Source organism: Mycobacterium sp. ML4 (assembly GCF_054515735.1).
On record NZ_JBTNSY010000028.1, the window covers coordinates 40,537 to 61,662 of the forward strand.

Here is a 21,126-nt window from a genome sequence, read left to right on the forward strand (position 1 = left end):
GTCACTGGTGCCCGGCATCGCCCAACTGTTCACCGGTTTCTCATCCTGGGCGACCCATGCGCTCTACCGGGCTGGCCGATCCGGGTCGAAGACCTGTCCTGAGCCGTCAGATCACGACGATGGCCGATGTTCGTTCCAGAGGCACGCCGGCGCAGCGGCGAAGGTCTTAGCGCGCCGACCGGTCTGCCCCGTAACGGGTGATGCGGTGTTCGAGTCGCGAGGGACGATCAGCTGGTGGGCGTGGGTGGAAACGGCTCACGAACCCGACGCCCTGCTACGGCAATACCTGGAAGCCGATCGGCAGGCATGACGCGACCGTGCTGCTCGCCGGATCCGCGGAACCCACGTGCGCCGGCGGGTCGCGGCGCGCGAGGGCGCCTACTTAAAGACCGCTCGTCGCACCCGAGTGCCGGCGTTGAACAACCCGCGCAGCGACCGCTCTCCGGGCGACCCGGCGGCCGGTAACAGCCCGATCTGGCGCAGGAAATCGCCTGTGTCGTAATAGATTCGGTTGTGCCGCTCCAGGCCGTCGGCCACGTCGATCACGTCCACACCGCGCAGCTCGACGCGCCGCCCGTTGGCCAGCACGCCCTCGTAGGGCGCGCCGGTGAAGGTGGCCCGCAGCGTCCACTCGACGACGGCCGTCGACTCGTCGCCGACGATGCGGTCCACGGTCATGGCCGCGTCGGGGAACGACGCGAACAGCTCGGTGAAGTAGCCGCGGATCGGCGCCTTGCCGCGGCAGGTGCGGGTCGGGAAGACGTCGACCATGTCGTCGTGCATCTGCGCCAGGACGCCGTCGAGATCCTGGCGGCCCAGCGCGGCGAAAGCCTTCGCCACGGTGTCGGTAGCGGTCATGACGTCATCCTTTCCAGCACCCCGGCAACCTCGCCGGGGCGTTCGACCATCGGCATATGGCCGCACGCCGTCAGCCGGCGCACGTCGGCATGGGGCAACGCGGCCTGCAGCCGGTCGGCGCTGCTGGGCAGCGACAGCCGGTCGCGCTCGCCCCAGATGCCGACCACCGGGCACTCGATGCGCGGCCAGTCGAACGGGGAACGCAGCTCGGACAGCAGGCGCCGGCCATCGGCCAGCAGGCGCCGCGCGGTGGCGCGGTCACGCAGGTAACCCACATTGGCGGCAACGACGTCGGGGCGCACACCGCGGGGGTCGGCGTACAGCCCGCCGGGGTAGCTGCGCCGCACCCCCCAGCGGGTCGCCCCGATCGGCATCCAACCCGCCAGGGCAATCAGGCCCGGTGCCACCACGCGGTGGCCGATGACGTCGAACCATGGCGCCATGTCCAGCCCCGCCGCGGACACCACGACCACCGCCCCAGTGCGTCCGCGCGCCGCGGCCCGCAACGCCACGCAGCCGCCGAGCGAGTGGCCACCCACCACGGTGTCGGCAGGCAGCTCGTGCAGGACCGCATCCAAGAAGGTGTCGAGTTGGGGCAGGATCGCGCGGTCGGGCTGCAGCGGGTCGGCGAGCGCGAAGCCGGGCAGGTCCAGGGCTATCGCGGCGAGCCCGGCGCGCCCGAGCAGCTGCAGCACCGGGCGCCACGCGTCAGCGCCATCGGCGAAGCCGTGCAGCAGCACCGCGCGCGGCGGGCCCGCGCCGACCCGCAGCGCCCGGGTGGTGACGCCGGCGGCACTGAGGCGTTCCTCGCGGACCACACCGACGCCCGCAGGTTCGAAAGCCGGGGCGGTGCTCATATCGCGCTGATCCGCGCCTCGTAGCCGGCGCGCGCGTCGTCGTCGACGTCGAGCAGGATGCGGTCGATGCCGGTCCGGTGCTCCAGGGCGCGCGCGATCCGCCGCGGCAGCAGGCGGAGCGCGCGGTGGGCGCGGCCCACCGACCGCGGCACCCAGATCTCGGGGCGCTCGTCGCGCACCCCGTCGACGATGGCGTTCGCGGCGGCGAGCGGGGTCACCGGCGCGATGCCGCCCGCGCTGCGCACCCCCGCCGCCAGGTCGGTCAGCACCACCCCGGGCACCACCAGGCTGACGCCGATTCCCTTGGGGCCCAGCTCTTTTCGCAGTGCGTCGGAGAGCCCGACGACCGCGTGTTTAGTCGCGCAGTAGGTGGCGCCGCCGGCGAAGCCGCGGACGCCGGCCGCCGAGGCGACGTTGACGATCCAGCCACCCCGGCCGGTCATCCGGCGGGCGGCCAGCCGACAGCCCAGCAGCGGTCCGAGCAGGTTCACCGCGAGCTGGCGATCGCGCCGTTCGTCGGTCTCCTCGGTGAACGCGCCGAGGTGCTGGACGCCGGCGTTGTTCACCAGCACGTCGACGGGTCCCAGGCGCCGCTCGGTGGCGTCCAGGAAGGCGAGGAACGCGGCCTCGTCGGTGACGTCGAGTGGCAGGCCGATCGCGCCGGGCGGAAGGTCGGTCGGTGCCTGCAGGTCGCCGGCGGCGACGCGGGCGCCGCGCGCCGCGAACACCCGGGCCGTCTCGGCGCCGATGCCGCGGGCGGCGCCGGTGATGGCCACCACCTTGCCGGGCAGCCGCATCAGCGTGCCTGCCACACGGGCGCGCGCTTCTCGACGAACGCGCGGGCGCCCTCGGTGAAGTCGGCGGTGCCGAAGAGCGCCTCGAGGTGGGTGGGCCGTGCCCGCAGCGCTTCGTCGAGGCCGGTCTGCAGGCCGTCGGCCATCACCTGCTTGGCGGTCCGCACGGCCAGCGGCGCGCAGGCCAGCACCTCGCGCGCCAGCCCCAGTGCGGCGTCGATCACCGTGCCGGCCGGGACGACCCGGTTGACGACTCCCCAGTCGTGCAGCGTTGCGGCGTCCACCGGCTGGCCGGTCAGGACGAGTTCCGCGGCGCGTTTGGGCCCGATCTGGCGGGGCAGCCGCAGCAGCCCGCCGGCCGCCGCGGCGGTGCCGACGCGGGCCTCCGGTAACCCGAAGCGGCGCGCTCGTCGGCCACCACCAGGTCGCAGGCCAGGGCCAGCTCGAAGCCGCCGCCCAGCGCCAGGCCGTTGACCGCGGCGATCACCGGCTTGTCCAGATCGGTGCGGTGCGTCAACCCGCCGAAGCCCGACGGTGGAAACGCGTTTAAGTCCAGTCCCTCGCTGGCCTGCACGCGCAGGTCCATCCCGGCGCAGAAGGCCTTGTCGCCGGCGCCGGTGAGCACGCCGACCCACAGGTCGTCGTCGGCGGCGAAGGCTTCGAACACCTCGGCCATCTGCCGGCTGGTCTTGGGGTCCAGGGCGTTGCGCACGTCCTGGCGGTCGATGGTCACGACGAGGATGCGTTCGTCGACGACCTCGGTGGTCACGGGATCGGTCATGTGGCTGCCTTTTCGAGGATGTGGATGACGCAGACTTCGCCGATGCCGACCATCTGGGCCAGCCCGATGCGGGCGTTCGGCTGCTGGCGTGGGCCGGCCTCGCCGCGCAGCTGTCTGGTGAGCTCGCCGATCTGCCCGACGCCGGTGGGGCCGAACGGATGACCCATCGCGATCAGCCCGCCGGACGGGTTGACCGCGCATCCGGAGCCGATCGCGGTGGCGCCGGCCGCCACCGCGGGACCGCCCTTGCCCTCATCGACGAGGCCGAGCGCCTCGGCGTAGAGGATTTCTTCGATGGCGAACGCGTCGTGCACCTCCACCACGTCGAGATGGGACGGTCCCACACCCGCCTGGGTGTAGGCCGCGGTCGCGGTCGAGGCGGTCAGCTGAGCCTGCATGGATCGGGTGGGATCGGTGAGCGGCTCGGATGCGGTGACCGACGCGCGGACACGCACCGCGCGGCGGCGGTGGATGCCCAGCCGGCCCAGCGCGTCGCCGGCGGCCAGCACCAGCGCCGCGGCGCCCTCGCCGAGCGGTGTGCACATCGGCGCGGTGAACGGGTCGACGACCGGGGTCGCCGCCAGGATCTCGTCGGCGCTGCGCGGCTTGCGGCGCTGCGCGTTGGGATTCTGCGCGGCGTTGGCGTGGGCCTTGGCGGCCACGGCGGCCAGCTGCTCGCGCGTGGTGCCGTAGGCGGCCATGTGCTCGAGCGCGTCCAGGGCGAACCCCGCCGCCGGCAGGAAACCGTCCGGCCCCAGCCGCTGCGCGCCCGTTTTGAACGGCGCCAGACGCGGCAGGTCGACCTTGTCGACGCCGACCACCAGCACCAGATCCGAGCGCCCGGACGCCACCTCGGTGACCCCGGCCGCCACTGCGGTCGAGCCGGTCGCCGACGCGTTCTCCACCTGCGTGACCGGGATGCCCGTCGCGCCGAGGTGGCGCAGCATCGTCCAGCCGGCCGCCATGCCCAGCATCGCCGTGCCGACGCAGGCCGCTTGCACCGCGGTCCAGGCCACACCCGCGTCGGCCAGCGCGGCCCGCGCCGCGGTCAGGCCCAGCACCGGGTATGGAGCGGCACTGGGGCGCTGGTAGGGATGCCAGCCGACGCCGGCCACCACCACCTCGCGGCCGGTCACGGTTCCTCGCTTTCGGCCGCGAAACGTACCTCGAGGCGATCCTCGCCCAGCTCGACCAGCCGAGCCTGAACGCGGCTGCCGGTCTCGACCGGGCCGCCGGCCAACAGCCCGTCCGCCACGAGCGGCTGGCCGCCGGGAGCGTCGAGAGCCAGCCGCGCCAGCGTGTACGGGGTCGGGATGGTGCCCATCGGATCGCTGTGGACGATCGTGCACACGCGCACCAGCGCCGAGCCGTCGAGTGTCAGCGGCTCATGTTCGGCAGCGGGCGCGCCGCAGCGCCGACACCCCAGCGCTTCGGGCGGCAGCGCCAAAAAACCGCAGCGCGCGCAGCGCGACCCGTGCAGTGCGACCCGCTCGCCGGCACGTGCCGGGCTATGCAGCGACGGGTGTCGCGAGGCGGCCATCAGCGCGGCGCCATCCGCAACCCACCGTCGAGGCGGATCGTGGTGCCGTTCAGCATCGGGTTGGCCACCACCGCCTGCACCAGGGCGGCGAACTCGGCCGGAACGCCGAGGCGCGGCGGGAAGGGGACCGTCGCGCCGAGTGCCGCCTTGGCCTCGTCGCCCAGCGCGGCCAGCAGCTGGGTGTCGAACAGGCCCGGGGCGATCGACACCACCCGGATTCCGCGGTCGGCCAGGTCGCGGGCGGCCGGCAGCGTCAGGCCGACGATCGCCGCCTTGGAGGCCGCGTACGCGACCTGTCCGATCTGGCCCTCGAACGCCGCGCCGGAGGCGGTCAGGACGCAGACGCCGCGCTCCCCGCCCGCGTCGGGCTCGTTGTCGCGCATCGCCGCCGCCGCCAGGCGCAGCACGTTGAACGTCCCGAACAGGTTGATCTCCTGGATGATCCGGAAAGACTCCAGCGGATGCGGGCCCTTGGAGCTCGCCACCTTCTGCGCCCAGCCCGTCCCCGCACAGCACACCGCGGCGCGAAGCCCGCCGTCGCGCTGGGCCGCCGCGTCGACCGCGGCGGCGACCTGGACCTCGTCGCGAACGTCGCACCGCACAAACGTGGCGTCCAGTTCCGAGGCGAGCGCTTGGCCCTGCTCCACGTTGACGTCGGCAACCGTGACGTTCGCGCCTTCGGCCGCCAACGCACGTACCGTGGCGGCCCCCAATCCCGTTGCGCCACCGACCACGAGAACCGGCCTGCCCTTGATGTCCACGCGCGATTCCTTCCTGTGTTGGACATTCAGCATAGGTTGCGGCGGGCGGATTTGTCGAGTGGCTATCATCACCAGGGTGAGTGAACCCGCCCCGGCGATCGGCGTTAAGGCCGCCCAGTCCGCGCAGACCCGCAAACGCCTCATCGACGCCGCCAGTGAGCTGTTCGCCGAGCAGGGCTACGCCGGCACCTCGATCCTGCACATCGCCGAACGCTCGGGCATCAGCCGCGGGTCGGTGGCGTGGCACTTCGGCTCCAAGGATGGGCTGTTGTGGGCCGTCGTCGAGGAGGCCTTCGCCCAGTGGGAGACGACCGTCCTGGTGCCCGACGTCGGCGACGCCATCGGACTTGACGCCGTCCGTGCCGCGCTGCGCTCACACCGCCGCTTTCTCGAGGGCGACACCGCACGCCTGCGGCTGTTCTACGTGCTGATGTTCGACGCCATTGGCCCCCGCGACGACCTGCGCGTGCGCTTCGCGCAACTGCACACCCATCTTCGTAACCTCTGTGAGAAGTGGATCGCCGCCGGCCAGAAAGCCGGCGAAATCCGTGCCGACGCCGATCCGCGCGCCGTCGTCACCGTCCTGATCGGCGCGGTGGGCGGCATCGCCTACCAGCGGCTCATCGACCCCGAGCTGGACCTCGACCCGCTCTACCGGAGCCTGGACGAGCTCGCGATGGACGGGCTGCGGGCTCGCTAGTCCGCCCGCGGCGATGACTCAGCGGGGCACGTCGTGGCGTGTCACACCCGGGATCGCAAGCACGAAGTCGCTACTCCACGCGCCCGCGGGCGTGCGGTAGCCCGCCCGAGCATCCCCGTCGATGACCCGGCGCAGGCACGCGACGGCGCACTGGGCGGTGAACACGGTGTGCGTGCCGCCGCCTGTTCGGCCAGCGCCGCACCGATGCCGCTGCCGGCGCCGGTCACGACGACGATTCAACCTTCGAGATTCACCGTTTCGCTAGCGCGCTTTTCGCGTGAAATATGAAGTAGTTTACGTATGTTTCAAATCATGTCATGCTGTTCGCAAGTGCACATGTGGTTCCCGAGCGGAAGGCTTACCATGACCACCCAATCGGTTCTTCCCACCCAGCCCGGCAGCAACGTAATGGTTCCATCACAGTCAGCCACGGCAGTCCCTATCACGGTGGCCCGCGGTGACGGGATCGGCCCGGAGATCATGGATGCGACGTTGCGCGTGTTATCGGCCGCCGGGGCGCAGCTCGCGGTCGAGGAGGTCCAGATCGGGGAGGTGGTGTACCGCCGCGGTCACACGGCGGGCATCGAGCCGCAGGCGTGGGAGTCGTTGCGGCGCACCCGGGTGTTCCTGAAGGCGCCGATCACCACGCCGCAGGGCGGCGGCTTCAAGTCGCTCAACGTGACGGTGCGCAAAAGCCTCGGGCTGTACGCCAACGTACGGCCCTGCGTGGCGTACGCGCCGTTCGTGCCGACCCGGCATCCGGGCATGGACGTGGTCATCGTGCGTGAAAACGAGGAGGATCTCTACGGGGGCATCGAGCACCGCCAGACCGACGAGGTCACTCAGTGCCTCAAGCTGATCACCCGGCCGGGCAGTGAGCGGATCTGCCGCTACGCGTTTGAATATGCGCGCCGGCACGGCCGCTCCAAGGTCAGCTGCTTCACCAAGGACAACATCATGAAGCTCACCGACGGGCTTTTTCACCGGGTGTTCGACGAGGTGGCAGCCGATTATCCCGACATCGCGGCCGAGCACTGGATCGTCGACATCGGCGCGGCCAAACTCGCCGACTCCCCGGAAGCCTTCGACGTCGTCGTCTTGCCGAATCTCTACGGCGACATTCTCTCCGATGTCGCCGCACAGATCGCCGGGTCGGTGGGCATGGCGGGTTCGGCCAACATCGGTGACGAGCTGGCCATGTTCGAGGCCATTCATGGTTCGGCGCCGCGGCGGGCCGGACAAGACGTCGCGAACCCGTCGGGATTGCTGCTGGCCGCGGTGATGATGCTGGTCCACATCGGTCAGGGCGACATCGCCGCCCGCGTGCACAACGCGTGGCTGGCCGCGTTGGAGTCCGGCGCGGCCACCTACGACATCGCCCCGCCCGGGCAAGCACCGCTGGGCACCCGCGCCTTCGCCGACGCCGTCATCGCCCATCTCGGGCAACGCCCGCGGCAACTCGCGGCAGTGGACTATCCGCTCAGCCAACCCACCGTCCCGGCCGGCCGCGGGGCCACTGCGCGAGCAACCAAGACCCTCGACGGGGTCGACGTCTTCCTGCACGCATCCCAGACCCGGCCCGACGACCTGGCGGCCGCCTTACGCGCCGCTGCCGGAGACAGCTGGTTGCAGCTGCAGATGATCACCAACCGCGGTGTGAAGGTCTGGCCCGACGGCCTGCCCGAGACCTTTTGCACCGACCACTGGCGGGCTCGCTTTCAGGCACCGAGCCCGGGCGCAGCCACCCACCGCCACATCCTGCAGCTGCTCGAGCGGCTGGTAAGCGCCGAACTGGACTTCATCAAGACCGAGGGACTGTACCGATTCGACGGGCAACCCGGCTACTCCCTGGGCCAGGGCCAGTGATCGGTGAAAGACCTGGGTCACGATGGTCGCTCGGTCGTCGGCCAGGAGCCAGACCGGCGAGCAGGGTGCGTTCGAGGTCGGCGTAGACGCGGTCGGGCTCGATGCAGTCGCGGTGTATCCAGCCAGCACGCGGCGAAATCGGGGACCAGCTCCGGGCGGGGACCGAGGGCTTCGAAGAGCAGCACAGAGAACAACCGGGGCGGCAAACGATGACTGGCCGAAAAAGTGGCTGTGCAGGGTGGCGCCGTTTCGGCTGAGGGCGTGCGAGCCGTCGGCCCGGGCGCCGCTGTGTCAGATGCCCGTCGCCGTCACCCGCACCAGCACCTCACCCGGTCGTAGCGCCTCCAACGGTGCGGATCCCCGTGCATACGGCCCGTCGGCTTGCTCGACTACCGCCGCTGTCACGTCCCTTGCCCCTTGACCTATGCTGAACGGTCAACATATGATCTGGAAGCCGCGCAGGCGCGCCTCAGGAGAGCAGCAGCAATGACCGAAGCCATCGCGACCGATTACCAGACCGACCACCGGGCCCAGAGCGCAGCATCCCGCCGATGCTGGTACTGAACACAAGCGAGTACATGAAGATCGCCGACGAGGAAATCTTCGGCCTGATCCTGCCGGTGCGGACGCCGAGGCCGCCGCCCTACCTCAACGCCCACCATCGGCCGCCGGCCGTGTACTACTTCGGCCACGACGCCGACGAAGAAACCTATGTCCTGGCCCGCACGACGTCCGGCAACGTCACCGTCAACGACGTCGTCATGCACACCACTCAAGACGACCTGCCCTTCGGCGGCGTCGGGCCCAGCGGCAGGGGCGCCTATCGCGGCATCCACGGCTTCCGCACCTTCAGCCACGCCAAAGGCGTCTCCGTGCAGTCCGATCAGGACATCGCCGGGATGGCCGGCCTTCGTCCGCCGTTCGACGAGCGTCTGCGAGCCGCCCTGGATTTCCAGATCCAGCGCTGAGACCACCGGCTCATCGAGCGCGGTGGGATCGCTGTCAACAGCCAACTGAAAGGGTGTCCACTATGCCGAATACATCAAAGACCGTTCTCATCAACGGCTGCTCCACCGGCATCGGCCGCGCCACGGCAGAGCGACTTGCCCGCGCCGGCCACATCGTCTACGCCACCGCCCGCCGCGAGGAGTCGATCGCCGACCTTCGTCAAGCCGGCGCCCACACGTTGAGCCTCGACGTCACCGACGAGGCGTCGATGAGCGCCGCGGTCAAACGCGTCGTCGACGAGCAGGGCGCGGTCGGTGCGCTGGTGAACAACGCCGGTTATTCGCAATCCGGCGCGCTAGAGACGCTGCCCATGTCTGATCTGCGCCGCCAGTTCGAGACCAACGTGTTCGGGCTGGTGCGCATGTGCCAACTGGTGCTGCCCGGCATGGGCGAGCAGGGATGGGGACGCATCGTCAACATCAGCTCGATGGGCGCAAACTTCACCTTCCCCGGTGCCGGCGCCTATCACGGATCGAAGTATGCGGTCGAGGCACTCAGCGACGCCTTGCGGTTCGAGGTGAAGGGCTTCGGCGTCGACGTCGTGATCGTGCAACCTGGTCTGATCCGCACCGAATTCGCCAGCACCGCGACCGGCGAGCTCAACACCGGTAACGGGCCGTATGCGCATTTCAACGCTTCGGTCGCCAAGAACACCGAAGAGGTCTACCAGAAAGGGGCGCTGGCCAAGCTCGGAGGTGGGCCCGACACCGTTGCCAAGGCCGTCGAGAAAGCGATCACCGCGAAGCGGCCGAAGCCACGGATGCGGGTGACGCCGTCCGCCTCGGTGCTGATCCGGATGAACCGGCTCATGAGCGACCGAATGTGGGACTGCTTCCTGGCCACCCAGTTTCCCCGCCCGCGCGCGACCGTCGAAACCTGAGCTCCGGCGGGGAAGTTCCGCGGCCAACCGCCAGAGGCCCGAGCGGCGAGCCGGTGTCCGCCGGTAGCGATTCAACGCTCTTATGACGCTGCGATAACGGTGGTTTCGCCCACCTCCTGATGGTTTCGATTTTCGGAGTCCGACCCATCGATAGCCGAATGTCTGCGGACTCGAACGCCGACGGCCAATCATGCCCGCTACACTCGGGCCTGCCCCTTCTGACCGGCCAACACCGAGCGCCAGCTCGGCCAGGACGCCATGACGAGCCGACAATCACCCCTACCGTTCCGAGGTCTTGACAGGTATTGACACGTTCCCGCCCCCGTAGCTCAGGGGATAGAGCACGGCTCTCCTAAAGCCGGTGTCGCAGGTTCGAATCCTGCCGGGGGCACAGATGTCGTGTATGACCTCGGCTGATGCTTGACATTTCTACGTCGGGTGAACGCGCGCCGCTTCCACGACAACGCCGACCGGGGCGCAGCCCGAGGGCCGCCGGTCTCGCCGCGGTGGATGCCTGGACGCCGAGCGAGCGCGCCAGGAGTCAATGCTCCGGCTACGCGAACGGACGGCGGTCTGTCGGTTGCGATCATGGCGGCCATGCCACTTAGCGCGGCAAGAAGCTTGCGAGATACATTGTGGCACAGGGTAGTTCGGCGACTTGGGGAAACCAATCTTCTACGACGTGGCAATTCGAGCCGAACAGTCGGCAAACTCGGACCTGGCAATCGTTCGAGCATCCGGGAGTCATGAGCTACTATCTGCGTATGAATGCAGGTATTGGTGATCCTGGGCCTCTTGCCAACGATCAGGCGCACTTGGTGGTCGAGGTGTTTCGGATGCTGGCCGACCCGACGCGCATCCAAGTGTTGTGGGCACTCGCCGACCGCGAGTTATCGGTCAACGAACTTGCTGAGCTGGTGGGCAAGCCCGCACCGTCTGTTTCACAGCACTTGGCCAAGTTGCGGATGGCGCGGTTGGTCCGCACACGCCGCGCTGGAACAACAATTTTCTACAGCCTAGAAAACGAACACGTCCGCCAGTTGGTCACTGACGCGGTGTTCAACGCTGAACACGCTGGCCCTGGTGTGCCGTCTCACCACCGGAGCGACCCCACTTTGCTCGCCGATTCGACAGCCCGGAAGGCTCAGTAGCAATGACCCACTTGTCCCAAGACGAGCGCTCACATGACCACGGACACCCGCACGAACATCCCCGAGGACTCAGGGGCGCGATAAAGGAGATGTTCGCGCCGCACTCTCACGACTCGGCGGACAGCGTTGACAACGCGCTCGAATCCTCGGCAGCCGGTATTCGTGCCGTCAAGGTCAGCCTGCTGGTCCTAGGGGTTACCGCGCTCGCTCAGGTAGCTATCGTGATCGTATCGGGATCGGTGGCTCTCGCTGCCGACACGATCCACAACTTCTCCGATGCGCTGACGGCTGTGCCGCTATGGATTGCGTTCGCGATGGGCACCAAGGCGGCGACCCGCCGCTACACCTACGGCTTCGGGCGCGTCGAAGACTTGGCCGGGCTGTTCGTCGTAGCGATGATCACGATGTCGGCAATCACCGCGGGCTACGAGGCGGTCGCGCGGCTCATTCACCCGCAGCCGATTGAGCATGTTGGGTGGGTGGCGCTGGCGGGCGTGGTCGGCTTCATCGGCAACGAGTGGGTCGCCCTCTACCGAATCAGGGTTGGTCGCCGGATAGGCTCCGCCGCCCTGGTTGCCGACGGCATGCACGCGCGCACTGACGGCTTCACCTCATTGGCGGTGCTTGTAAGCGCAGGAGGCGTTGCGATGGGCTTTCCGCTGGCTGATCCAATTGTTGGCTTGTTGATCACCGTGGCGATCCTGGCCGTGCTGCGCACAGCGGTCCGCGACGTGTTCCGCCGCCTGCTCGATGGTGTGGACCCCGAACTGGTTGAGACAGCCGAGCGAACCCTCGCCGCCCGGCCAGGCGTGCGATCCGTCCGCAGCGTCCGCATGCGCTGGATCGGCCACCGCTTACACGCTGATGCTGAGCTGGACATCGACCCGACGCTCAACCTGAGCGAAGCACACTGGATCGCGCATGACGCCGAACACGACCTGACCCACGCCGTTCCTAAGTTGAGCACCGCACTTATCCACGCCTACCCGGCTCACTAGGATCGGGATAGCTTGACCGAGGCGCGGCGCGTGGTACTTGGCCGCCGCATTTGGCTTTTCGGCGCCGCCACGATCTGCTACAACGTCATTGAAGCCGCCGTCGCGCTCAGCGAAGGGGCCCTGAGTCTCATCCACGGATCCGATCGGGTTCGGCCCTGATTCGGTGATCGAGGTATCGACGGCGCAACTCTGGGCACTTTCGCTGCTGGAGGTCGCGCTGCGGGCGGCTCAGCGCCAGCCGGCCGGCAGGTCGGCCGCATGATCCGGGCACTGGTCGCGAGTGGCGGCATACAGCAGGTGCGCCGCGTCCTCGGCCGGCATCTCCCTGGACAGCACCGCATAGGCATAATGCAAACTCGAATTTCCGTAGCCCCAGTGGATGGCCGCGGCGTAATCGCTCATCAGCGCACAGGCTTCTCGTTCGCGGTTGGTATCGGCATAGGCTACGGCGCGGGAATGCCACGCGCATAAGCTCGCGGCCGCGATAACCAGCGCTGCGCCCCCCAGGTGTTTGCCCAGCCGCTTCCTCCGCGGCGCGAGTTCCATTCCGGCACAGGCGTACTGGCGCGTGTGCAATTTCCCGGCGGACATACTCAGCTATACCCAGGCACAGCGGGCGGCTAACCCCCCACCGCGTGAGCACGGCGCTACCTGCTGACGTGCAGTGGACCGACGCCCAGCAGGTGATCGCCGTGAAGCCCGACACCGATGTTGTAGTTGCCGGTATTGAACAGGCCGAAGTCGTTGATGCCGTTGTTCCCGTAGCCGATATTCGGAAGTCCCGCAGACGCTGCCGAGGCCGAACCATTGCTGAAGTGAAGCGGCCCGATGCCCGTCAGGTGGTCGCCGGTAAGCCAGATGCCGGTGTTGTAGTTGCCTGCGTTGAACAGCCCGGTGTTGAAGGTGCCGGTGTTGAACAGGCCCGAGTTGAAGTCGCCGTGGTTACCCACGCCCAGCAAGCTCAAATAGCTGAATGGGAGGCCCGCGTGTTGGTACCCACATTGGCGATGCCGATGTTCCGGAAGCCGGTGTTCCAGCCGCCGATCAGATCGCTGCCGTTGTTGAAGACACCGACGCCGCCAAAGGAAGTTACCGCGGGAGTAACGGGTTTGTTGACGTCGATAGCTATTTGCGGACTCCGGTTGCCAATACCGAAATTGAAGCTCCCCGTGTTGCCGATACCGATGTTGATCATGGTACCCGCGTTTTGGATGCCGATGTTCGCAAGGCCTGAATTGCCCAGTCCGACATTGTAGAAGCCATTGTTGAAGAGGCCGATATTGCCGTTGCCAACATTGCCGTACCCGAAATTCGGCACAATTGCGGTGGTCGCCGCCGCCAATTCTGCAGCTGCCGCCGAGGCGCCACCGTGGTAGCCGACCATTGCTGCTGCATCCTGAGCCCACATCTCTTCGTACAGTCCTTCGGTAGCAGCGATCGCGGGAGCGTTCAGTCCGAACAGGTTCGATACGACCAGAGAAACCAGATTGGAACGATTGGCGGCTATCAGCGCAGGATGCACGGTAGCGGCCAATGCAGACTCGAACACGCCCGCGACCGCGTTGGCCTGCGCCGCCGACGCCGACGCGTGGGCCGCGGCCGTGCCAAACCAGCCCGCATAAGGGACCGCCGCGGCGGCCATGGCCCGGGACGCGGGCCCCTGCCAGCCCTGACCGGCCAGTCCCGAAATCACCGACGCGAACGCCTCCGCCGCGACATCGAGTTCGGCCGCCAACCCTTCCCGGGCCGCCGCTGCCGAAAGCATCGGACCCGGCCCCGCGCCGCCAAACATCATTCCCGAAATAGTCTCCGGAGGTAACCGAAGAAAGCTCATTATGCTACCTTTCCTGACCGCGTTTCTCGGTGCCGCAATGCCGAACCGAGCGGGGACGAATTGCATCCGCCGAATGACCCGCGCGACGGTGACTTTCTGGCGCGACCAAATCGCGCGTCGAGCTTTGCCCAATCGTCTCCGGCAATGAGATGTCTGTCAAAACAGCCGGACTCGCATTCCATCTGTTTTCAAGGATCACTCAACATGAATCCATCGGTGCCCGCGGCGTCGATCAGCTAAGTCGGGCACAATGTCCACGAGCGCTGCACACAGGGCGCGGAACGGCGTCGCGCAGGCCAACTCTCTTTCTTTGCTGTGCATGAAAGAGCAAGCGGGATGCATGACCATGCCGCAGCGGTTTCCCTTCGCGGACTACCCCACGGGCTGGTTCCTACTTCTGCAAGCAGATCGAGCAGGACCTTCCCGTCTGGGAGAACCAGATCTACCGGGACCGGCCCAAACTTTCCCAGGGGGAATCAGCGATAACGGAGTTCCGCACCTGGGCCCGGCAGTCCTACGACACGGTGGCCATGTCGGCGTCGCGGTTGTGCCGATCGCGACCACGGCTGTGTAGCAGGCATCCGGACGCGACAGCCAGACAGGTCATCGCGGGAATGATCAGCGCGTACCCACCGAGCCGGGAAGCCACGAGGAGGCCGATGACGCCGCCCGCCAGGAACAGCACGAAAGTGACGGCGAGCATGGTGGCCTTCCACTTCTCCCAGCCGTGCTCGCGACTGCGACCGATAATCAACCCGAGGTCGGTGATGGTGCCGGTGAAGTGCGTGGTGCGCACCGCCATTCCGCGAAAGCTCGACGTCAACCCGTTCTGCATGCCGAGTGCTGTGGCGGCACAGACCGCTTGAACAATGGGCTGATCCATGCCGAGAGTGGACAGTAGCGCCCTGACCGGAGTGTCTTCTAGACCGGCGGCGGCCAACACCAACAGCACCGCCTCGACGCCGAGCAGGACGGCATGACGGGGACCCGCCTGCGTCCGGGTCGGCGCCAGAACTGCTCCGGAGATCGCCGCTCCGAGCAGGAAACCGAAGATGATGGCCGCAAGCAGGCGACCTTCGTAAAGCCAAGGATTGGCCGTGTTCATGCCCAGCTGGGTGGTGGCCGCGGTGACGTTGGCAACCGGAAACGCCAGCAGCAAGATGGCTACGGCGTTGACGAAGCCCGCCGTCGATGCGAGTACCCCGCTGTAACCGAGGACGACCCAGCGGGGAAGCGGCCCGCCTTCCTGCGCAGGTTCCATCCACCACTGCATCTCCGCAAGATACCCACTGTTGTTGATAGCTAACCGTTTTCGGTCAACGAACATTCGGTAAACGGATCGTTTTCCAACATCAGAGTTTGGCCTGAATTCATTGACGCGGGATCTCTCCGGGTCAGGCGGCTTGCTCCTGGCGGCGCGGCCTGGCGAACATCGTGTCGCGAAGGACCGAGGGCTGGAGGACTTCCGACGCTTTGCGCCCGAAGTCGTTGGGCAGGGACAGCCGGAAAACCTTCTTCCATGCCGAGGCCACCTGGCGCGGCAGCGAACCGGTTGTGTAAGTCAACCCGTACCGGTCGAACAATTCCTGCACTTTGGGGGCGATTTCCTGGTAGCGGTTGCTGGGCAGGTCCGGGTAGAGGTGGTGCTCGATCTGGAAGGAAAGATTCCCAGTCATGAAGTGCAACAGGGCATTCCCTGAGATGTTTGCCGATCCCAGCATCTGTCGCAGATACCATTGCCCGCGGGTTTCACCCTCGATGCAGTTCTTCTCAAAAGTCTGCACGCCTTCGGGGAAGTGCCCGCACATGATCACCGAGTGGGTCCACAGATTGCGGATGAGGTTGGCGGTGAGGTTCGCGGTCAGCGTCGTGATGGCCGAGGGACCCGACAGCAACGGGTGCAGCACGTAGTCGCGGATCATGTGCCGGCCTACCTTTTCGAGTACCTCTTTGCCTTGACGGCGGAACTCGTCTTTATCGGTGCGGCCTTTGAGATACTTGCCGATCTCGAGGTCGTAGGCGGCAATGCCGTACTGAAATATGCAGGCATTGACGAAGTTCCACAACGGCTGACCCAGGTAGAACGGCTTCCAAGGCTGGTTTTCGTCGACCCGCATGATGCCGTAGCCCAGATCGTGGTCCTTACCGCGCACATTGGTATAGGTGTGGTGCACCTCGTTGTGCGAGTGCTTCCACATGTCCGACGGGGAAGCGTTGTCCCATTCCCAGGTGGTGGAGTGAATCTTGTTGTCGCGCATCCAGTCCCACTGGCCATGCATCACATTGTGGCCGATCTCCATGTTCTCGACGATCTTGGAGATCGACAGTCCCGCGGTGCCGATCACCCAAGCGGGCGGGAACAGCGAGAACAGCAACACGGCGCGACTGGCCAGCTCCAGGCGGCGCTGGCCGTCGATGACGCTGCGGATGTAGGCGGCGTCGCGCTCGCCGCGGCCGGCCAGCACGTTCTCGCGAATGGCATCGAGTTCGCGGCCCAGGTTTTCGATGTCGTCGTCGGACAGGTGAGCGGTCGGATTGGCTTGCTTAACAGTCATTTCGGCTCCTTAAAGGTCGAGCTCGCAGGCGCCCGCGGCAGCGGACACACAAGTCTGGATTTGCACGTTGTCGCCGGCGTTGGCGGTGGTGACGTCGCCGTTGCGCAGATCGCGCACGGCACCTTGACGCAGCGGCACGACGCACCCGAAGCACACGCCCATCCGGCATCCCGACGGCATCAACACCCCTGCGGATTCACCGGCATCCAGCAAGGTCTGAGATCCGCCGGCCGCCACGACGCTGCCGCTCTTGGCGAACGTCACGGCGCCGCCGTGACCACTAGCGATGATCACGACAGGACGGAATCGTTCGATGTGCAACCGGTCGGCGATACCCGCTACGGCCCAGCGCTTTTCGATCGCATCGAGCAAACCGGCCGGTCCACACGCCCAGGTCTCGCGCTGGGCGAAGTCCGGGACGACTTCACCGAGGCGGGTCACATCCAGCATTCCGTCGGAGTCAGTGTGCTTTTCCACCAAACGAATCCGGCTCTGCCGGGCGAGCATACGCAGCTCCCAGCCGAAGATGACGTCGTCCGCCGTGGGCGCGGAATGCACTACCACGATGTCGGGGTCCGGACCTCCCAGGCCCGCCATGTTGCGCAACATCCCCATCACCGGCGTGATGCCGCTGCCGGCCGTGACGAACAAGATCTTCGGGGGCGCGGTGTCGCCTAGAGTGAATTCGCCCGCAGCCTGATCGAGCTGGATCACGGTCCCGACCGTGGCGCGGCGCACCAGGTGGTTGCTGACCACGCCGTCCGGAATCGCCTTCACCGTGATGGCGAAGCATCCGTCTCGACGATGGGTCTTCGAGGTCAGCGAGTAAGCCCGCCACTGCCGAACGCCGTCTACGTCCACACCGATGCGCACGTACTGGCCGGGCACATGTGGTCGCCATCCGCGGCCGGGCTTGATCACCACAGTGACCGCGTCGCGAGTCTCCGGATGGAGCGCAACGATGCGTCCACGCAGGTCGGCGCCTGACCGCAGCGGATCGAGGACGTCGAGGTAATCGCTGGGAACCAGCGGTGTCGTGACCCGTTCGGCAAACTTCAGTACTCGTTGACGCAGCGCGCCGACGACTTTGGGTCGGGTGGCGAGGATTGTCATGCCTCCATCGTCATTGTCCCGCGGTATAAATTCTTGACTAGAGAGCGTGAATTTCAGAGATGAATCTGTTCGGAAGGAATAGTTATGGCGGATGCGTCGGTACGGCTCAGCGGGCTGCAGCTCGATGAACCGGTGATCACAGCCCTGCAGGACGTCCTGCCGGCGATGGCGGAGCGAACAGTGACGGCGATCACGGTAGCGGTGCCGAGTTACGCCGACGCATTCAGTGGCCGGATGGGCCCGATCATCGAGAACGCCGTCCAGACGTCGTTGGGCGCGTTCCTGCGACTGGCAACGCGCCCCGATCATGCCGATCCGGGCACATCGCTGTTCCCCGCCATCAACGGCGCCTACGAACTCGGGCGCGGCGAAGCACGTCAGGGCCGCACGATCGATGCATTGTTGGCGGCTTACCGGGTGGGGGCACAGGTGGCCTGGCAGGAACTTTCGGCGATCGCCGTCGCAGCCGGACTGCCCGCATCCACCATCGCCAGATTCGCCGAGTTGGTGTTCGCCTACATCGACGAGCTATCGGCGTCCAGCGTGTCCGGCCACGCCGACGAGTTGGCTACCACGGGGCGGGTCCGGCAACGCTACCTCGACCGGTTGAGTCAGGATCTGCTGGCCGGGGAGCCCGCGGCCACGCTGGTGGCCGCCGCCGAGCAGGCCGGCTGGGAGCCGCCGGACTCGCTCACCGCAGTATTGGTGCCATTGGCGCAAACACGGCGCCTGGCAACACAATTCGGACAATCCACCCTGCAGCTGGCCGAAGACCTGCCCGGCGTCGACGCGTCCGAGGCACTCGCGGTCCTGATGGTCCCCGACATGGCGGGCACCCAACGACGCCAACTGCTGTCCGCTCTAGCCGCCCGGAAGGCGTTGGTGGGCCCGGCAAGGCCGTGGATGGATGTCCGGTCGTCCTACTGCCGCGCCCTGCGGGCCCGGGACCTTCCGAACGCGAGCACGTCCGGCGCCGTTGATACCGACGACCATCTTGTCGAGCTGGTGCTCGGCGCTGATCTCGAGGCTGCCGATGACCTACGCGCCCGGGTATTGGCGCCCCTATCCGGCCTGCCTGCCAACACCGCCGACCGACTCACCGAAACCCTGCGTTCGTGGGTGCTGCACCAAGGCAGGCGCGACGCGGTAGCAGCCGATCTCTTCATCCACCCCCAGACGGTCCGGTACCGGATGAGTCAACTTCGCGAGTTGTACGACGACCGGCTCAGCGAACCCCGGACCGTACTGGAATTGACCGTCGCCCTTGGCCTGGAACGGACCGTCTGAGCAACTGCCGTACCACCCCGGCGCGGGGTTGCCCATGGGTCGCATCAGCGGTTATCGTGATCCGTAATACGGACATAGAAGTTTCGTATTGCGGATTATTAGGGAGAAGGATCATGATCAGTCCCACGATCAAGTACGTCGGCATTTACTCTGCCTTCGCAGCAACCGCCATCGCGCTGACGGCAACTCTGGGCTTCGGCTCGAACAACCAGCAGACGACCTCGATGACCGGCACCACCGACACCTCGGCGACCCCGGCCCCGGCCAACCACACGACGACTCCGACGCCGTTGACCACCCTGACCCCCCCGTCGACCCTGGATGCGCCTCCGGCCGTGTCGGCTCCCCCAGCTCCGCCGCTGCCCTGACCGCAGCACACCGCCGGCAGTCGATTTTTGCGGACGATCACCGTCAAACCCGAACCCGTTAGCCCAGCGAAGCAGTAATCTGCAGCTAGCACGTGCCGCACCGGGAACTGGTCATCACCCGAGTGATATCCAATCCCCGTACAGCACAGGCAGTTCGGCCCTGTCAGCGGTCAAAGGAGACGCGGATGTCGTTTGTGGTCACCCATCCCGAGACGCTCGCGACGGCCGCGGGCAACTTGCAGGGAATCGGCTCGGCGGTGGCCGCTCAGAATGACGCAGCCCAGGCACCCACCACCGGTGTGGTTGCGGCTGCCGCCGACGAAGTCTCGGCGTTGACGGCCGCGCGGTTTAGCGCACACGCCCAGATGTACCAGGCCGTCAGTGCGCAGGCCTCGATCATCCACTACCTCTTTGTCGGCACGCTGGCCGCCAGCGCCGGTTCGTACGCGGTCACCGAGGCCGCCAATGTGATCGCGGCCGGCTAGGAACGGCGTTGACTACAGACTTCGGGCTGCTGCCGCCGGAGGTTAATTCTGCCCGGATGTACGCCGGACCTGGAGCGGCTTCGATTGTCGCCGCGGCGAATGCCTGGGACGGTCTGGCCGCCGTTCTGAACTCGGCGGCGGAGTCGTACGGCGCGGTCATCGCCGGCCTCGCGATCGAGTCCTGGCTGGGTCCGGCCTCGACGTCCATGGCTGCCGCGGCCGCACCGTACGCAGGCTGGCTGAGTGCGGCCGCGATGCGCGCCGAACTGACCGCCGCCCAGGCCCGCGCCGCCGCCGCGGCGTACGAGACGGGGTTCGCGATGACGGTGCCACCGCCGCTGATCACGGCAAATCGTAAGCATTTGATGTCGCTCGCCGCGACGAACCTGCTGGGCCAGAACAGTCCCGCGATCGAGGCCTTACAGGCTGAGTACGCCGAGATGTGGGCGCAGGACGCCGCCGCCATGTTCGCCTACGCGGCCTCGTCCGAGACCGCCTCGACGCTGCTGCCCTTCACCGCGCCGACGCAGACCGCCGACCCGGCCGGCCCGGCGACAGCGGGCGCCGCGACAGGCCAGGCAGCGCTCCTGCCCACCATCAACGCCCAGACGCTGCAAGGGCTGGCCGCGCTGCCGCCAGCCTCGTCGGCCGGCCCGGCAGCCGTCACGATTCCCACCCCCGTCGGAGAGCTGGACCTACTGGCCGCCTACATCGCGATCACTGCCACCGCCGGCCTGTCACTGTCCGTGGTAAACACCGCCCGACCGTGGTATTACGGCTCCGGCAGTACCGGCAAGGACGACCGCACGGCCACCGGCACGGTGCAGCCGACTCAGGGCGGCGGGATCGCGTCGCTGTATGCCGCCCGGGCCGGGATGGACGGAGGCGCGCCGGCCGCGGCAGCTGGCCAGGCTGCGTTGGTCGGAGCGTTGACGGTCCCGCACAGCTGGACGGTGGCAGCTCCGGAGATCCGGCTCGCCGTCGAGTCGCTCCCCGGCGCCGGCGCCGGCGCCGGTCCAATGCCCACGAATCTTGGCGCAGCGCCGGCGGCTCTGCTCGGAGGTGCCGCTCTGGCTAGTCTGGCTGGTCGCGGCGTCACAGGCTCGACCAGCTCGCCGGGCACCGACACCGAGGACGACGGGCAGCCGAAACGCAAGCCCACGGTGGTGGTGATCCAGCAACCGGGCTCCGGCCCAGGCCCCGCGGGCAACCGTCCGCGATAAGTCAGCGGAACTGTGTCAAGGTTTCTGTCAACAATCCTGTCGTCCCAATCTCCTTAGCATTTCGGCG

At 67.3% G+C, this 21,126-nt stretch carries 21 protein-coding genes, 1 tRNA gene and 2 pseudogenes; 11 read left to right on the forward strand and 13 right to left on the reverse strand.

Features of this window, described 5'->3' with window-relative positions:
- Positions 1–378 precede the first annotated feature (378 nt).
- The 7 genes and pseudogenes from ACX9NE_RS25030 to ACX9NE_RS25060 form a co-directional block, all read right to left on the reverse strand.
- Positions 379–858: a nuclear transport factor 2 family protein gene (locus ACX9NE_RS25030; protein ID WP_459364297.1), complete on the reverse strand. Its 480-nt coding sequence runs from the start codon at positions 856–858 to the stop codon at positions 379–381.
- Positions 855–1,715, reverse strand: coding sequence for an alpha/beta fold hydrolase (locus ACX9NE_RS25035; RefSeq protein ID WP_459364296.1), 861 nt, complete (start codon positions 1,713–1,715; stop codon positions 855–857). The genes ACX9NE_RS25030 and ACX9NE_RS25035 overlap by 4 nt, the downstream gene beginning before the upstream one ends.
- Positions 1,712–2,527 (reverse strand): SDR family NAD(P)-dependent oxidoreductase, encoded by an 816-nt coding sequence (locus tag ACX9NE_RS25040; protein WP_459364295.1) that lies wholly within the window; start codon positions 2,525–2,527, stop codon positions 1,712–1,714. Before ACX9NE_RS25040 ends, ACX9NE_RS25035 begins: the two co-directional genes overlap by 4 nt.
- Positions 2,512–3,290 (reverse strand): annotated as a pseudogene (locus ACX9NE_RS25045) (enoyl-CoA hydratase-related protein). Before ACX9NE_RS25045 ends, ACX9NE_RS25040 begins: the two are co-directional and overlap by 16 nt.
- Positions 3,287–4,426 (reverse strand): thiolase family protein, encoded by a 1,140-nt coding sequence (locus ACX9NE_RS25050; protein WP_459364294.1) that lies wholly within the window; start codon positions 4,424–4,426, stop codon positions 3,287–3,289. The pseudogene ACX9NE_RS25045 and the gene ACX9NE_RS25050 overlap by 4 nt, the downstream one beginning before the upstream one ends.
- Entirely contained in the window at positions 4,423–4,830 is a 408-nt protein-coding gene (locus ACX9NE_RS25055; RefSeq protein WP_459364293.1) for a PhlB family protein, read from the reverse strand. Before ACX9NE_RS25055 ends, ACX9NE_RS25050 begins: the two co-directional genes overlap by 4 nt.
- Complete coding sequence (locus ACX9NE_RS25060; RefSeq protein WP_459364292.1) at positions 4,830–5,591, reverse strand: SDR family NAD(P)-dependent oxidoreductase; 762 nt, start codon at positions 5,589–5,591, stop codon at positions 4,830–4,832. The genes ACX9NE_RS25055 and ACX9NE_RS25060 overlap by 1 nt, the downstream gene beginning before the upstream one ends.
- 76 nt (positions 5,592–5,667) lie before the next feature.
- Here ACX9NE_RS25060 and ACX9NE_RS25065 point away from each other — a divergent pair, with 76 nt between their 5' ends.
- The 7 genes from ACX9NE_RS25065 (at position 5,668) to ACX9NE_RS25095 (ending at position 12,194) form a co-directional block, all read left to right on the forward strand.
- On the forward strand, positions 5,668–6,291 hold the full coding sequence (locus ACX9NE_RS25065) for a TetR family transcriptional regulator (protein ID WP_459364291.1): 624 nt from the start codon (positions 5,668–5,670) through the stop codon (positions 6,289–6,291).
- Positions 6,292–6,654: 363 nt separating this feature from the next.
- Positions 6,655–8,157: an NADP-dependent isocitrate dehydrogenase gene (locus ACX9NE_RS25070; RefSeq protein WP_459364290.1), complete on the forward strand. Its 1,503-nt coding sequence runs from the start codon at positions 6,655–6,657 to the stop codon at positions 8,155–8,157.
- Between the two features lie 542 nt (positions 8,158–8,699).
- Complete coding sequence (locus ACX9NE_RS25075; protein WP_459364338.1) at positions 8,700–9,125, forward strand: aldehyde dehydrogenase family protein; 426 nt, start codon at positions 8,700–8,702, stop codon at positions 9,123–9,125.
- A gap of 62 nt (positions 9,126–9,187) precedes the next feature.
- Positions 9,188–10,045, forward strand: a complete 858-nt coding sequence (locus ACX9NE_RS25080; RefSeq protein WP_459364289.1) for an SDR family NAD(P)-dependent oxidoreductase — start codon at positions 9,188–9,190, stop codon at positions 10,043–10,045.
- 318 nt (positions 10,046–10,363) lie between these two features.
- Positions 10,364–10,436: transfer RNA gene (locus ACX9NE_RS25085), tRNA-Arg, on the forward strand.
- A 373-nt stretch (positions 10,437–10,809) separates the two neighbouring features.
- On the forward strand, positions 10,810–11,196 hold the full coding sequence (locus ACX9NE_RS25090) for an ArsR/SmtB family transcription factor (RefSeq protein ID WP_459364337.1): 387 nt from the start codon (positions 10,810–10,812) through the stop codon (positions 11,194–11,196).
- Between the two features lie 2 nt (positions 11,197–11,198).
- A complete protein-coding gene (locus ACX9NE_RS25095; protein ID WP_459364288.1) occupies positions 11,199–12,194 on the forward strand; it encodes a cation diffusion facilitator family transporter in 996 nt (331 codons plus the stop codon).
- 228 nt (positions 12,195–12,422) lie between these two features.
- Here ACX9NE_RS25095 and ACX9NE_RS25100 read toward each other — a convergent pair whose 3' ends face one another.
- From ACX9NE_RS25100 to ACX9NE_RS25125, 6 genes and pseudogenes are all read right to left on the reverse strand, one after another.
- Complete coding sequence (locus ACX9NE_RS25100) at positions 12,423–12,785, reverse strand: hypothetical protein (protein WP_459364287.1); 363 nt, start codon at positions 12,783–12,785, stop codon at positions 12,423–12,425.
- A 56-nt stretch (positions 12,786–12,841) separates the two neighbouring features.
- Entirely contained in the window at positions 12,842–13,144 is a 303-nt protein-coding gene (locus ACX9NE_RS25105; protein ID WP_459364286.1) for a hypothetical protein, read from the reverse strand.
- 248 nt (positions 13,145–13,392) lie between these two features.
- A pseudogene (locus ACX9NE_RS25110) lies at positions 13,393–14,028 on the reverse strand (PPE family protein); the annotation flags it as partial.
- A gap of 514 nt (positions 14,029–14,542) precedes the next feature.
- On the reverse strand, positions 14,543–15,301 hold the full coding sequence (locus ACX9NE_RS25115) for a YoaK family protein (protein ID WP_459364285.1): 759 nt from the start codon (positions 15,299–15,301) through the stop codon (positions 14,543–14,545).
- A 121-nt stretch (positions 15,302–15,422) separates the two neighbouring features.
- Positions 15,423–16,583, reverse strand: a complete 1,161-nt coding sequence (locus ACX9NE_RS25120; protein ID WP_459364284.1) for a fatty acid desaturase family protein — start codon at positions 16,581–16,583, stop codon at positions 15,423–15,425.
- 9 nt (positions 16,584–16,592) lie between these two features.
- A complete protein-coding gene (locus ACX9NE_RS25125) occupies positions 16,593–17,696 on the reverse strand; it encodes a ferredoxin reductase (protein WP_459364283.1) in 1,104 nt (367 codons plus the stop codon).
- An 84-nt stretch (positions 17,697–17,780) separates the two neighbouring features.
- Here ACX9NE_RS25125 and ACX9NE_RS25130 point away from each other — a divergent pair, with 84 nt between their 5' ends.
- The 4 genes from ACX9NE_RS25130 (at position 17,781) to ACX9NE_RS25145 (ending at position 21,059) form a co-directional block, all read left to right on the forward strand.
- On the forward strand, positions 17,781–18,983 hold the full coding sequence (locus ACX9NE_RS25130; RefSeq protein ID WP_459364282.1) for a PucR family transcriptional regulator: 1,203 nt from the start codon (positions 17,781–17,783) through the stop codon (positions 18,981–18,983).
- Between the two features lie 113 nt (positions 18,984–19,096).
- A complete protein-coding gene (locus ACX9NE_RS25135; RefSeq protein ID WP_459364281.1) occupies positions 19,097–19,351 on the forward strand; it encodes a hypothetical protein in 255 nt (84 codons plus the stop codon).
- 185 nt (positions 19,352–19,536) lie between these two features.
- A complete protein-coding gene (locus ACX9NE_RS25140) occupies positions 19,537–19,836 on the forward strand; it encodes a PE family protein (RefSeq protein WP_459364280.1) in 300 nt (99 codons plus the stop codon).
- Positions 19,837–19,844: 8 nt separating this feature from the next.
- Complete coding sequence (locus ACX9NE_RS25145; protein WP_459364279.1) at positions 19,845–21,059, forward strand: PPE family protein; 1,215 nt, start codon at positions 19,845–19,847, stop codon at positions 21,057–21,059.
- The last annotated feature ends 67 nt before the right edge of the window (positions 21,060–21,126 follow it).

What these genes read in the sequence shown, in the direction of transcription:
- ACX9NE_RS25070 (WP_459364290.1), top strand. Translation starts at nt 6,655, where the DNA reads ATGACCACCCAATCGGTTCTTCCCACCCAGCCCGGCAGCAACGTAATG.
- ACX9NE_RS25120 (WP_459364284.1), bottom strand. Translation starts at nt 16,583, where the DNA reads ATGACTGTTAAGCAAGCCAATCCGACCGCTCACCTGTCCGACGACGAC.
- ACX9NE_RS25090 (WP_459364337.1), top strand. Translation starts at nt 10,810, where the DNA reads ATGAATGCAGGTATTGGTGATCCTGGGCCTCTTGCCAACGATCAGGCG.
- ACX9NE_RS25115 (WP_459364285.1), bottom strand. Translation starts at nt 15,301, where the DNA reads ATGCAGTGGTGGATGGAACCTGCGCAGGAAGGCGGGCCGCTTCCCCGC.
- ACX9NE_RS25055 (WP_459364293.1), bottom strand. Translation starts at nt 4,830, where the DNA reads ATGGCCGCCTCGCGACACCCGTCGCTGCATAGCCCGGCACGTGCCGGC.
- ACX9NE_RS25130 (WP_459364282.1), top strand. Translation starts at nt 17,781, where the DNA reads ATGGCGGATGCGTCGGTACGGCTCAGCGGGCTGCAGCTCGATGAACCG.
- ACX9NE_RS25125 (WP_459364283.1), bottom strand. Translation starts at nt 17,696, where the DNA reads ATGACAATCCTCGCCACCCGACCCAAAGTCGTCGGCGCGCTGCGTCAA.
- ACX9NE_RS25135 (WP_459364281.1), top strand. Translation starts at nt 19,097, where the DNA reads ATGATCAGTCCCACGATCAAGTACGTCGGCATTTACTCTGCCTTCGCA.
- ACX9NE_RS25095 (WP_459364288.1), top strand. Translation starts at nt 11,199, where the DNA reads ATGACCCACTTGTCCCAAGACGAGCGCTCACATGACCACGGACACCCG.
- ACX9NE_RS25035 (WP_459364296.1), bottom strand. Translation starts at nt 1,715, where the DNA reads ATGAGCACCGCCCCGGCTTTCGAACCTGCGGGCGTCGGTGTGGTCCGC.
- ACX9NE_RS25140 (WP_459364280.1), top strand. Translation starts at nt 19,537, where the DNA reads ATGTCGTTTGTGGTCACCCATCCCGAGACGCTCGCGACGGCCGCGGGC.
- ACX9NE_RS25100 (WP_459364287.1), bottom strand. Translation starts at nt 12,785, where the DNA reads ATGTCCGCCGGGAAATTGCACACGCGCCAGTACGCCTGTGCCGGAATG.
- ACX9NE_RS25030 (WP_459364297.1), bottom strand. Translation starts at nt 858, where the DNA reads ATGACCGCTACCGACACCGTGGCGAAGGCTTTCGCCGCGCTGGGCCGC.
- ACX9NE_RS25080 (WP_459364289.1), top strand. Translation starts at nt 9,188, where the DNA reads ATGCCGAATACATCAAAGACCGTTCTCATCAACGGCTGCTCCACCGGC.